This is a genomic window from Streptomyces sp. NBC_00775, assembly GCF_036347135.1.
Lineage (GTDB): Bacteria > Actinomycetota > Actinomycetes > Streptomycetales > Streptomycetaceae > Streptomyces > Streptomyces lutosisoli.
In genome coordinates this window covers 1,606,113-1,617,935 of the sequence record NZ_CP108938.1, presented here as the reverse complement: position 1 = coordinate 1,617,935, position 11,823 = coordinate 1,606,113, and the positions used below count along the sequence as shown (strand labels likewise).

Below are 11,823 nucleotides of genomic sequence, written 5' to 3'. Positions count from 1 at the left end.
CTGTACGGCTACTTGAAGGGAATGGGCGGGTAGCACGTGAAGGGCGCCGACACGACGTACTTTCCGCCCTTGAGCTGGACGAGCGCCCCGCAGCCGAACGACTGCTTCTGCCCCTTGGGCTCGGCGCGGTCGCCGACCATCGTGCCCGTGTCGGAGAACGCTCCCGCCGCCTTCTGGAAGGACGCCACCGTCAGGTCCTTGCCCGCCTTCTCGGCGATGGCGAGGAAGAGGTCGGCGGACATGTACCCGGTCATCATGTGCATATTGAGCGGGACATCCTTCCCGGCCGCCTTCTTGATGTCCTCCTTGAACTGCCGCATCGCCGCGCTGTCCTGCTCGAACGGCTGGAACGACAGCAGGATGTGCACCCCGTCGAGCGCCTGCTTCGTCGCGCTCTTGGCGAGCAGCGAGGGGTCGTAGTCGGTGGGATCGGTGAGCACACCGTCGTACCCGGCGCGCTTGAGCGCGGTGAACAGGCCGATGTTGTACGGGGTCTGCATCACGGAGACCACGGCGTCGGGGGCCTTGCCGCCGTTGCTGCGCAGGATCTCCTTCGTGTACGCCGACCAGTCGCTCGGTACGGTGCCCGCGGGGACGGAGGACTTCGCGAACGTCACCGTGTAGCCCGCCGAGGCGAAGCTCTGCTTGTAGGTGCGGATGGCGAAGGTGCCGGCGTCGCTGTCGTTGGCCAGGATCGCCACGGACCTTCCCTGCGAGCCGCCCGTCACCTGCTTGAGCCCTTCCGGCCAGGTCTGCGAGATGGTGCCGCCGGGCATCGGCACCATGCACCCGCCGAAGCCGTAGATGTAGGTGGGCCCGCAGAAGGAGGGCAGGGTGCCCCAGCCGAAGGTCGGCACCTTCTGCTGCTGGAGGAAGTCCGAGCCCGAGAAGGTCGTCGAACTCATCGGCGCGATCGCGAACACCTTGTCCTGCTGAACGAGTTTGCGTGCCGCCGCGAGGTTCTTGGCCGGATCCTGGCCGTCGTCCTCGGCGCCGAGGTAGTCGATCTTGCGGCCGTTGACCCCACCCTCCGCGTTCGCCCGGTCGAAGCGGGCCTTCGCGCCGAGGTCGGTGTCCTTTTTCGAGTACCCGGTGGCGGTCGTCATCGAGACGATCCCGCCGACCTTGATGGAGTCGTCGGTCACCCCGCGTACGGAGCTTCCCGCCTTGTCCGAACTGCCGCCGCCGGAAGCCGAGTTGCAGGCGGTGGTGGCGAGCAGCAGCGCGGCCACGGCGGCGGTCATGGTGCGAATCGGGCGCGACACGTCGGTCCCCCCTCAGTCGGGTGACCGAAAGTCTCGGTTGAATCTGACGACCCGTCAATATCTGACGCATCGGTAAGTGATGAGTCGTCAGATGAGCCGCCGGATACGGCTCACGCCCGGTACAGCGCCTCGACCTCCGCCGAGTACGCCTTCTCGATCGCCTTCCGCTTCAGCTTCAGCGAAGGCGTCAGCAGCCCGTGTTCCTCGGTGAACTGGTGGGCCAGTATCCGGAACGTACGGATCGACTCGGCCTGCGAGACCAGCGTGTTCGCGGCCACCACCGCCCGCCGCACCTCGGTCTCCAGATCGGTGTCACGCACCAGATCGACGGGGGACAGCTGCGGCTTGCCGCGCATCTGGAGCCAGTGCTCGACGGCCTCGGAGTCGAGGGTGACGAGCGCCGCGATGTACGGCCGGTCGTTGCCGACCACGATGCACTGGGCGACCAGCGGATGGTCGCGCACCCGCTCCTCCAGGATCCCCGGCGAGACGCTCTTGCCGCCGGAGGTCACCAGGATCTCCTTCTTGCGCCCGGTGATGGTGAGATAACCGTCTTCGTCGAGGGAGCCCAGGTCGCCCGTGGCGAGCCAGCCGTCGTGCAGGGTCGCGTCGGTCGCCTTCTGGTTGTTGAGGTACCCCTGGAAGACGTTCTCGCCGCGCAGCCAGATCTCCCCGTCGTCCGCGATGTGCACCGTGGTGCCCGGGATCGCCTGGCCGACGGAGCCGAACCGGGTGCGCTCGGGCGGATTGGCGGTCGCGGCCGCCGTGGACTCGGTGAGCCCGTACCCCTCGTAGATGAAGACGCCCGCGCCCGCGAAGAACAGCCCGAGCCGCCGGTCCATCGCCGAGCCGCCCGACATCGCGTGCTTGACCCGGCCGCCCATCGCGGCGCGCACCTTGGAGTAGACGAGCTTGTCGAAGAGCTGGTGCTGCATGCGCAGGCTCGCCGAGGGGCCGGGCCCGATGCCCCAGGCCTTCTCCTCGACCGCGTCCGCGTAGCGCACGGCGACCTCGACGGCCTTCTCGAAGGGGCCCGACCTGCCCTCCTTCTCGGCCTTGCGGCGGGCCGCGTTGAAGACCTTCTCGAAGATGTACGGCACCGCCAGGAAGAACGTCGGCTGGAAGGCGGCCAGGTCCGGCAGCAGGGCGGCCGCGTTCAGCTGCGGCTGGTGCCCGAACTTGACCTTCCCGCGGATCGCCGCGACCTGCACCATCCGCCCGAAGACGTGGGCGAGCGGCAGGAACAGCAGCGTGGCCGCCTCGTCGCCCCGCTTGGAGTGGAAGACGGGCTCCCAGCGGGCGATGACGGTGTCCGCCTCGAACATGAAGTTGGCGTGCGAGATGACACAGCCCTTGGGGCGCCCGGTGGTGCCGGAGGTGTAGATGATCGTCGCGGTCGACTCGGGCGTGACCGCGCGCCGGTGCCGGTGGACCACCTCGTCGTCGATGTGCGCGCCCGCCTCGTACAGCTCCTGGACGGCGCCCACGTCGAGCTGCCACAGCTTGTGCAGCTGCGGCAGCCGCTCGACGACCGTGGCGATCGTCATCGCGTGGTCCTCGTGCTCCACCATCACCGCCGACACCTGGGCGTCGTGCAGCATCCAGAAGACCTGTTCGGCGGAGGAGGTCGGGTACACGGGGACGACCTGGGCGCCGATCGTCCACAGCGCGAAGTCGAAGAGTGTCCACTCGTAGCGCGTACGGCACATGATCGCGACCCGGTCCCCGAACCGGATCCCCTGGGCGAGCAGACCCTTGGCGAGTGCGAGCACCTCGTCGCGGAACTCGGCGGACGTCACGTCGCGCCACTGGTCCTGTTCGTCCTTGCGGCCGAGGGCGATGCGCAGCGGGTCCTCCTGGGCATGGTCGAAGACGACGTCGGCCAAGCCGCCCACCGGCGGCGCCGACGCCAACGGAGGGTTGGTGAACTCGCGCAATCCCGCTCCTTGTGGCGCTCCGCACAGCGCCGTGAAAGCTACCCCACCGGGCCGCCGGGCGGGAGGGGGGTCGGAGTGGGGAGGCTCACGCCATCCGCACTGGTCAGTCGAGGAAATGCCCGCACAAGGGGAAGGGCCGGACAGAATCTCTTACGGTTCCGTAAGTTTCGGGCCCGTAATCTCCACGGAATCTGTACGACGCGGTTACGCCGCGAAGCGCGCGTGGCGCCGGTACATGGAACGTACATTTACCACTGGGGCTGGCCCGGGAGTGGGCAGACGGCGTACGAATAATTGACGTGAATCGGGCGGCCCGACGCGGGGGTGGTCGCGTGGGCGCGGCGCACGAGGTGCCCGGGGGTGGACGCCGCGAGGTCATCAGGGTCGCGGTGGTGGACGAGAACGACCTCTTCCGGCGGGGCCTGGTGGCCTGTCTCCAGAGCGACGAGGCACTGCGGGTCGTCTTCGACGCGCGGACCGGGCCGTCGCGGGCGTCGCCGACGTGGTCTTGTTCGTGCTGTGCGTCTCGGTCTTGGCGTCGGCGACCCCCTTCTGCCGACCCCGGCTTGCTGGACCCACCGGACGGCGGGCCAGGGACGGAAGCGCAGCTTCAGGTGCACCGCGGTCCCCGGCCCGAGGGCCGGTTCCGCGACACCGCCGCCCCTGGCCCGGTGCTCAACTCCGGGGCCCGGCCGCCTCCTTGACCGGCTCGGCCGCCGGGCTCGGCGTCGCCGGCCGCGGTGTCCGTACCAGCGTCAGCACCAGCGCACCGGCGATCATCCCCGTCACGCCCGCGGCCAGCGTCGCCGTGTTCAGCCCCGACGCGAACGCGGCCCGCAGGGCGTGTTCGGAGAGGTTTCCGCGCAGCGCGCCCGCGCCGCCGCCCGCCAGGGTGTGGGCCGCGTCGTGCGACAGCGTGTCCTGCATACGGGAGGTCAGGACCGTGCCGAAGACGGCCACCCCGAGCGCGTACCCGAGCTGGCGGACCGTGTTGACCGCGCCGCCCGCCATGCCCGCCCGCTCCGGCGGTACCGCGGCGAGCGCGGCGCCCGCGATCGCGGGGGAGACGAACCCGGTGCCGATCCCCACCAGCACCAGGCCCGGCACCAGCACCGTCCAGCTCGCGCCCGCGTCCAGTACGGCCTGGCACAGGGCGCCCGAGCCGATCAGCAGCAGCCCGCCGCCTATCGTCAGCCGCGCCGGAACCCCGTGCAGCAGCTTCCCGGCGAGGATCGCGACCACCACCGACGCGCCGGTCAGCGGCAGCAGGGTGAGGCCGCCGCGCACCGGACTCATGCCCAGCACCGTCTGCATCCAGATCGAGACGTACGGCAGCACTCCGAACGCCACCCCGTTGAAGGCCAGCGCGCCCGTCATCACACCGATGAACGCCGGCTTGCGCAGCAGCGACAGGTCCAGCAGCGGATACGCCGCCCGACGCTCGACGGCGACGAAGGCGGCGAGCGCGAGCGCCGCCACGGCGAAGGACACCGCCGGCACCGTCGAACCCCAGCCCTCCGCCCCGGCCTTCACCACTCCATACGTCGTCGCCCCCGCGAAGCAGGCGAACGCCGCCGTGCCCGCCCAGTCGACGCGCATCCCGCGCGGACCGCGCGACTCCGGCACCACCCTCAGCGTCAGCCACACCGACGCCACGCTCACCGGCAGGTTCACGAAGAAGATCCACCGCCAGCCGGGTCCTTCGGTGAGCAGCCCGCCGAGCACGGGTCCGACGGCCGCCGCACCGCCGCTCACCGCGCCCCACACCCCGAGCGCCGCCGACCGCTGGCGTCCCTGGTAGACCGAGCCCAGCAGAGGCAGCGTCGTCGCGAACATCGCCGCCGCGCCCACACCTTGCAGCCCCCGCGCGGCCACCAGCATCCCGGGCCCCGACGCGAGCCCGCACAGCAGCGACGCCACCGCGAACAGCACGACGCCCGCCACATGCACCCGGCGCCTGCCGAGGATGTCGGCCGCCGCCCCGATGCCCAGCAGCAGTGCGGCGAGCGCGAGCGCGTACCCGTCGATCACCCACTGCAGATCACTCAGCGACGCGTGCAGCGCCCGTGCCATGTCCGGCAACGCGACGACGGCGATCGTCACGTCCAGCAACAGCATGAACGTCCCCAGGCACACCGCCGTGAGCGGCCCCCATGTACGCATGTCCTCAACTCCTTGTGTCACGGATGCGTATGCCTCCGTACGATGAGGTCGCACCGGATGATCGCGGTGGCTGCCGGCATCCGATCGACGGAATCCGACAAGGGCAGGCGCTATGGAGATGGAATCCCACACCTTCGACAAGCTGGATCTCCAGCTGCTGGCCGCGCTGGAGGCGAACGGCCGGGCGTCCTTCAGCCGGATCGCGGAGGTGCTCGGGGTCTCCGACCAGACGATCGCGCGGCGCTTCCGCAGGCTGTGCGCCGAGGGCGGGCTTCGCGTCGTCGCCGTCCGCGACGCCCAACGGCTCGGCCAGGACCACTGGATGCTGCGGCTGCGCTGCGCGCCCGACAGCGCCGAGGCCATCGCGGAGGCGCTGGCCAAGCGCCCCGACACCGCCTGGATCGGGCTCGCTTCGGGCGGTACCGAGGTGGTCTGCATGACGCGCCCCCGCAGCCCCGGTGACCACGACGACCTGCTGCTCGGCAAGCTCCCGCGCACCCCGAGCATCATGGAGATCCGCGCCCACCAACTGCTGTACCGCTTCTACGGCGGACCCAACGGCTGGCTCGGCAAATTCGCCACGCTGACGGACGATCAGATCGACGCGCTGCGCCCCGAGTTGCCCCCGGCGACCGGCCCCGCCCGGATCGACCCCGAGGACGAGCCGCTGGTCGCCGCCCTCGAACGCGACGGGCGCGCCACCTACCCCGAGCTGCAACGCGCCACCGGCCGCTCCGAGTCCGCCGTCAAACGCCGGCTGGCCGGGCTGATCGCCTCCGGCGCCCTGTACATCGACGTCGAGTACCAGTCCGAGATCCTCGGTTACGCCCTCGCCGCCTGTCTGTGGATCACGGCCGCGCCCGCCGCCCTGCACTCCGTCGGCGAGGCCCTGGCCACCCACGACGAGATCGCCTTCGCCTCCGCGACGGCGGGCCCCTCCAACATCGTCGTGACCGCCGTCGCCCGCGACACGGCCGGCCTCTACGCCTACCTGAGCGGCCGCCTCGGCAGCCTCGAAGGCGTCCAGTACGTCGAGACGACACCGTTCCTGCGCCGGGTCAAGCAACTCACCTACACGAAGGCGCCGCGCTAGCCGAGCTAAGCGGGTCCGGCGAAGTCCGATGCGGTACGCCAGCGCCCTGAAGGGGCGCGGGGAACTGCGCGACCAGCCACGACGGGCCTGCAGACGACGCACCGGATCTCCAGCGGAGCGCTTAGCCCCGTTGTCCACGATGCAGCCGGTCCCCGGCCCCGAGGATCGCCGCCGCCAGTGCGTCCGCCGCCTCCTGCGCGGACGTACGCCGCCGTCCGTGCACCAGGACGAAGTCGACCTCGCCGAGTTCCGGCAGCCCCGCCCGCTCCGGCACCTGGACCAGCCCCGGCGGGACGAATCCCCGTGAGTGGGCCATGACGCCCAGGCCCGCGCGGGCGGCGGCGATGAGGCCGTTGAGGCTGCCGCTGGTGCAGGCGATGCGCCACGGCCGGCCCTGGCGCTCCAGGGCTTCGAGGGCGAGGGCGCGGGTGATGCCCGGGGGCGGGTAGACGATCAGGGGGACCGGGCGGTCGGGGTCCAGACGCAGCCGTTCCGCGCCGATCCACACCAGGCTGTCGTGCCAGACCAGCTCCCCGCGCGGGTCCTCGGGCCGCCGCTTGGCCAGCACCAGGTCGAGCTTTCCCGCCGCGAGCTGCTCGTGGAGCGTGCCGGACAGCTCGACCGTCAGCTCCAGGTCCACCTCGGGATGGTCGTACCGGAAGCCCTCCAAGATTTCCGGCAGCCGGGTCAGAACGAAGTCCTCGGACGCGCCGAAGCGCAGCCGGCCGCGCAGCCGCGTCCCCGTGAAGAACGCCGTCGCCTGCTCCTGCACCTCCAGGATCCGGCGCGCGAAGCCGAGCATCGCCTCGCCGTCCTCCGTCAGCTCCACGGAGTGCGTGTCCCGGGCGAAGAGCTGGCGTCCGCAGGCGTCCTCAAGGCGGCGCACATGCTGGCTGACGGTGGACTGACGCAGTCCGAGCCGGCGGGCGGCCTGGGTGAAGCTCAGGGTCTGGGCCACCGCCAGGAACGTACGCAGCTGCGAAGGGTCGTACATGGATCCAGGTTATCGCGCATCGTGATGACAGTCAGAGCGGTGAGACGGATTCCCGATCGCGGCTCCTAAGAGGACGATGGAGAGGGCACGACCCGCCCCAGAACGATCACCTTCGACAAGCGAGCAGTGGAGCACCGTGAAACGCCTGCAGTGGCCGAGTTGGATGCCGATCGACCCGTACATCCTGCTGTTGCTCGGGACAGTGGGCCTCGCGGCCCTCCTCCCGGCGCGGGGTACGGGCGCCGACGTGGCGTCCGGCGCCTCCACGGCCGCGATCGCCTTCCTCTTCTTCCTCTACGGGGCCCGGCTCTCCACCCGTGAGGCGATGGAGGGGCTCAAGCACTGGCGGCTCCACGGCACGGTCCTGGCCTGCACCTTCGTCATCTTCCCGCTGCTCGGCCTGGCCGCGCGCGGCCTTGAGCCGGTGTTCCTCACGCACAACCTCTACACCGGCCTCCTCTTCCTGACGCTCGTCCCGTCGACCATCCAGTCGTCGATCGCGTTCACGTCGATAGCGCGCGGCAACGTGCCCGCCGCGATCTGCGCGGGCTCCTTCTCCTCCCTCGCGGGCATCGTCATCACCCCGCTGCTCGCGGCGGCCCTGCTCGGCAACAGCGGCGGCGGTTTCTCCGCCGACTCACTCGTCAAGATCGTGCTCCAGCTGCTGGTGCCGTTCATGGCCGGGCAGGTGCTGCGCCCCTGGATCGGCGGGTTCATCACCCGCCACAAGAAGGTCCTCGGATACGTCGACCGCGGCTCGATCCTGCTCGTCGTCTACACCGCGTTCAGCGAGGGCATGGTGCAGGGCATCTGGCACCAGGTCAGCCCTGTCAGGCTGGCCGGACTCCTGGTCGTCGAGGCCGTGCTGCTGGCCGTGATGCTCGCGCTCACCTGGTACGGCTCGAAGGCCCTGAACTTCCACCGGGAGGACCGGATCGCGATCCAGTTCGCCGGGTCGAAGAAGTCCCTCGCCTCCGGACTCCCCATGGCCAGCGTGCTGTTCGGCGCGCACGCCTCGCTCGCCGTGCTCCCGCTGATGCTCTTCCACCAGATGCAGCTCATGGTGTGCGCGGTCATCGCCAAGCGCCGCGCCCACGACCCCGAGGCGGCCGAGGCCGCCGAAGCGGCTACGACCCCGGTCCCCCCAGCCGCAGAGTCACGAATCTCGGTCGGTACAGGGACACGTTCCGGCTGAGGTTCGTCTGCGCCGAGGCACCCGTCGCGTCCAGCCAGTTGACGTCGTAGCTGAGCACGAGCCGGTCCCCGTCGCTCAGCTCCGCGTGGACCTGCGGGTTGTACGCCGCCACGTCGCCCTGCGGGAGCGACGGGCTGAAGCCGCGGGTGGGCCCGTGCCAGGGCCCGGTCGGCGAGCACGCCCAGTACGACGTGATGGTCGTCAGCCCCGCGGTGCCGGCGGCCATGGTGAACAGGACGTAGGTGCCGCCGTCGCGCACCACCGTGAACGCGCTGCCCACACCCGTACGCTGCCCGTCCCCGAGCACCGGCGCCGGACGCGCCCGCACCGCCCACCCCGAGCCGTCCCAGTACTCCCAGGCCCCCGGCTCGGCGAGCCTGCCGCGCGGCACCCGCGCGACGTACGCTTTCGAGACGGGACGCGAGGCGGCCTGACCGTCGTCACCGCCGAAGACGTACGTCCACTCGCCCGCGTCGACCATCGAGGTGCCGAACAGCACGCGCCGGGAGGTGTCCGCGACAAGCCGCTGGTCGAGGACCGTGCTGATGCCTTCGAGGCGCAGGTCGGGCAGGGAGAGCGTGGCGACCTCGGTGGCGGTGGGCACGCCGTAGATCCAGGGGGCCTGGCCCGCCGTGCGGGTCCACAACAGGACGCGTACGACCTTCTCCGACGAGCCGGGGGAGCGGGGCTCGACGCGGGCCGCGACCGGCCAGCGCCACTGCTGCGGCCCCGGGTCCGGGAACACGGGCGCGGGAAGCGTGGACTCAAGACCGCCCTCGCGGGACATCACGACAGCCGAGTTGCGCACCAGGGGCGCGCTCACGTCACGCCAGGCGTACGACTCGCCGACCGGGTTCGGCGGCCCGTGCACCAGGCCGAGATAGGTGTCCGAGAACAGCCACAGCACCCGCCCGTCCGGCAGCCGCACCGAGTGGGTGCCGTCGCCGCCGGTCCAGTCGTCGGTGCGGGAGGCGTCGTCCCCGTACCGGGCGAACTCGCCGGTGAGCCTCGCGTCGGCGGACCAGGACCTGGGCGTACGGGCCGTGCACGCGTCGCCGCCCTCCCGGTCGTGGTCCGGAAGGGCGGTGAGCAGCACGGCCGCGCAGACCAGGGCCAGCAGGATGCCGAGCCCGGTCTGGTTCTGCCGTCGTGCTCGTGCGTCGTCGGGCACGGACGGGACGTTAGTGGCCTCCGCCCACATGGTCCATGGGGAGCCACAGGACGGTGTCCCGGGTCACACTCCGGGAGGGCGCCGCGGACAACTCCTCGTCGCTCAACGCCCGGTCATAGACCCGTACTTCATCGATTGCTCCAGTGAAATACGCCCGGCTGTCGAGCCGTTGGCCGATGTGCACCCCGAACGGCGAGTTCCGGCTGACCGATCCGGGTACGTCGGCCGCACTGACCGTCGTCCCGTCGACGAACAGCGTCAGCTGCCCGCCGCCCCTCCGCAGCGCCAGATGATGCCACTGGCCGTCGTTGTACGCGCCCGAGGTCCGCACGGACGCCGACGTGGGCGCCGCCGCGCCGTTCCTGGTGGTGATCAGCCCGGTGATCCTGTTGGACGCGGGCTCGCCGCGCAGCCACACCTGCGGCTGCGTCGTCCCGATCCCGCCCATCCACAGCAGCGGCTGCTCACCGGTGGTGGCGGTATAGCGGAACCACAGCGACGCCGTGAAGTCCTTCGTCCCGAGCGGGAGCCGGTCCTGATACGGCAGTCGTACGGCGTCGTCGGTGCCGTCGAACGCGAGCGCGCCGCCGGACACGCCGTCCGTCTCCTGGGCGCCGCCGAGGACCACGGCCCGTCGGGTGCCCGGGGCGAGGTCGGCCGTGGTCGGATCGGGGCCACGGCGTGGCGTCAGCCAGTCCTCGGTGAAGCGGGCGAAGCGGATCTCGTCGCGCGCGTCGACCGCGCCGCCCTCGTAGAGCAGGCCCACCGTGTCGCCGTCGACGCGGGCCATGTCCGAGTAGCCGGACCAGTCCGTGGTGACGACCGTGCCGCGGTCCACGCTCTCCCAGGTCCGTCCACCGTCGTACGAGGAGCGGATCATCATGGTCCGGCGGCGGTCCGGGTCACCGGGGCAGGCCAGCAGTATCCGGTCGCCGAGGCGCAGCGACGAGCCCTGGACCTGGGGTGCGTAGAGGTCCGGGAGGTCGCGGAACGGGCCCGTGAAGCTGTCGCCGCCGTCGCGGCTGACGGCCTGGGTGCGATGGCCGAGGTCGGTGCCGTCCTGTTCCCGCCCGCTGACGAGGACGGATCCGTCGGCGCGTTCCGCGAGCGTCATCTCGGACGGCTTCTGCCGGAAGGTGCCGTCGTCGGCGATGGGCCACGAGTCGGTCGCGCCGATGCCCCAGTGGTCGCCGCCGTCGTCACTGGTGATCAGCGCGGCGTTGTTCGCCGTGACCCGACTGCCGTCCCACGTCTCGGTGTTGACGCCGAAGACGAGCCGTCCCGCGTGTTTGCCCCGGGTCAGCTGGATGCCGTGCACGGGTCCGGTGGCGTACCAGGAGTTCCAGTTCGCCGGGAGGATCTCGTCGCTCAGGTCACGCGGCTGCGACCAGGTCAGTCCGTCGTCGTCGCTGTACTGAAGGTGCGGGGTGCGGTTACAGGGGACGGAACAACTCGCGCTGTCCGTACGGCCCTTGTTGTAGGTCTCCGCCAGCAGGATGCGGCCTGTCTCGCGGTCCACGATGGGTGCGGGGTTGCCGTGCGTGTCGCCGCCGCCGTCGTTGACGACCTGGAGAGGGCCCCAGGTGCGCCCGCCGTCGGTGGAGCGCTTGACCACGATGTCGATGTCGGCCGCGTCACCGCAGTTGAGGACGCGGCCCTCGGCGAACGCCAGCAGTGTGCCCTCGGTCGTCTTCACGACGGCGGGGATGCGGAAGCAGGCGTAGCCCGGATCCTGCGAGGCCTTGAAGAGCACCTGCTGCTCGAACTCACCTGTCGCAGACGCCTGTTCGGCCCCTGCCGGGCTGGGCAGCGCGAGCAGTGTGGCGGTGGTGAGAGCGGCGGTGAGGACGGCTCTGAGGCGTACTCGGTGTGTCGACCTGAGGCATGCGCGGAGAGCGGATCTCAGACGCGCGTGGAGAGTGGATCTCAGGCGTGCGCGGAGACTTGACGGCATGGTGCGACCTGCCCTTCATGCGTCTGGGCAATCCGGATACTCTGGACATCC

The 11,823-nt window shown here is 70.8% G+C and carries 8 protein-coding genes; 2 read left to right on the top strand and 6 right to left on the bottom strand.

All coding sequences use genetic code 11. The annotated features are described in order from the left end of the window. Positions 1 to 8 precede the first annotated feature (8 nt). From OIC96_RS07390 to OIC96_RS07380, 3 genes are all read right to left on the bottom strand, one after another. A complete protein-coding gene (locus tag OIC96_RS07390; protein WP_330308664.1) occupies positions 9 to 1,265 on the bottom strand; it encodes an ABC transporter substrate-binding protein in 1,257 nt (418 codons plus the stop codon). A 110-nt stretch (positions 1,266 to 1,375) separates the two neighbouring features. After that, complete coding sequence (locus OIC96_RS07385; RefSeq protein ID WP_330308665.1) at positions 1,376 to 3,202, bottom strand: AMP-dependent synthetase/ligase; 1,827 nt, start codon at positions 3,200 to 3,202, stop codon at positions 1,376 to 1,378. Between the two features lie 675 nt (positions 3,203 to 3,877). Continuing rightward, entirely contained in the window at positions 3,878 to 5,365 is a 1,488-nt protein-coding gene (locus OIC96_RS07380) for an MFS transporter (RefSeq protein ID WP_330308666.1), read from the bottom strand. Positions 5,366 to 5,477: 112 nt separating this feature from the next. On the opposite strand from OIC96_RS07380, the gene OIC96_RS07375 reads away from it, so the two are divergent. After that, positions 5,478 to 6,458, top strand: coding sequence for an Lrp/AsnC family transcriptional regulator (locus OIC96_RS07375; RefSeq protein WP_330308667.1), 981 nt, complete (start codon positions 5,478 to 5,480; stop codon positions 6,456 to 6,458). Between the two features lie 121 nt (positions 6,459 to 6,579). Here the strand turns inward: OIC96_RS07375 and OIC96_RS07370 are convergent, their stop codons facing one another. Continuing rightward, entirely contained in the window at positions 6,580 to 7,452 is an 873-nt protein-coding gene (locus OIC96_RS07370; protein WP_330308668.1) for a LysR substrate-binding domain-containing protein, read from the bottom strand. 136 nt (positions 7,453 to 7,588) lie between these two features. Here OIC96_RS07370 and OIC96_RS07365 point away from each other — a divergent pair, with 136 nt between their 5' ends. Then, positions 7,589 to 8,647: a bile acid:sodium symporter family protein gene (locus OIC96_RS07365; protein WP_330308669.1), complete on the top strand. Its 1,059-nt coding sequence runs from the start codon at positions 7,589 to 7,591 to the stop codon at positions 8,645 to 8,647. Here the strand turns inward: OIC96_RS07365 and OIC96_RS07360 are convergent. Then, the gene (locus OIC96_RS07360) at positions 8,580 to 9,818 is read right to left on the bottom strand and encodes a DUF4185 domain-containing protein (RefSeq protein ID WP_330308670.1); all 1,239 of its coding nucleotides are present in this window, start codon (positions 9,816 to 9,818) and stop codon (positions 8,580 to 8,582) included. The genes OIC96_RS07365 and OIC96_RS07360 overlap by 68 nt on opposite strands. 10 nt (positions 9,819 to 9,828) lie before the next feature. Continuing rightward, entirely contained in the window at positions 9,829 to 11,772 is a 1,944-nt protein-coding gene (locus OIC96_RS07355) for a sialidase family protein (RefSeq protein WP_330308671.1), read from the bottom strand. Between the last annotated feature and the right edge of the window lie 51 nt (positions 11,773 to 11,823).